This window comes from Psychrobacter sp. 1U2, from assembly GCF_051847575.1.
Genome location: NZ_JBPYDC010001038.1, coordinates 1 through 731, shown reverse-complemented (window position 1 = coordinate 731; position 731 = coordinate 1). Strand labels below are relative to the sequence as shown.

The window sequence follows — 731 nt, the reverse complement described above, 5'->3', positions numbered from 1 at the left end:
CATTACCGTGACCGATTTGCTGCGCGAGACAGCGACCAGAAGTTGCCATGGCGTCACGACTATCACGTTTACTGGTTATTACACCACCAGACTTAAAGGTATTGCTTAGCTGGGTTTCCAGATCGACACGATCCGTGACAACAATAATTCGACACTTCGCGAGCTCCTCTAACCAAATAAGCGCTTTGGAGAAAAACACCATGGTAAAGGATTTACCACTGCCGGTGGTATGCCAAATGACACCGCCCTGCCGACTCCCCAACTTACCATCAGAGCCGTCAAAAGTGCTGATACGTTCAATCAAAGCTTTGATACCAAAGACTTGCTGATAACGGGCAACGATCTTGCCTGCCTTTTTATCAAACAAGGTAAACAGGCGCATCATCTCAAGCAAACGCTCAGGCTGTAATAAGCTGACAATTAAGCGGTCTTGATCAGTAACGACTAGATCACCAGAATCAATCAGTGACAGGTACTCTTTTTTAGCTGCGGCAGGATGATGATCAAATAGACGACTAAGCTGCTCATCATTAAGCTTTTGGTTTTTTAGACGGTTGAACTCAGGCTCAGAGATCTCTTCTTCGACCCATTTTGCCCAGAACTTCTCTGGCGTACCGCAGGTGGCATACAGACCGTCATGACCATTGACCGCTAGCAATAATTGGCTATAAGCAAATAGATGTGGGATTTGTTTTTGACCTTGGTTACGGATGTGCTGGGAGACAGCTTGC

The 731-nt window shown here is 46.4% G+C and carries 1 protein-coding gene; it reads right to left on the bottom strand.

The window, feature by feature from the left end; genetic code table 11:
* The coding region (locus ACS8FD_RS20245) for a DEAD/DEAH box helicase family protein (RefSeq protein ID WP_439277185.1) at positions 1-731 on the bottom strand (731 nt) is incomplete at both ends.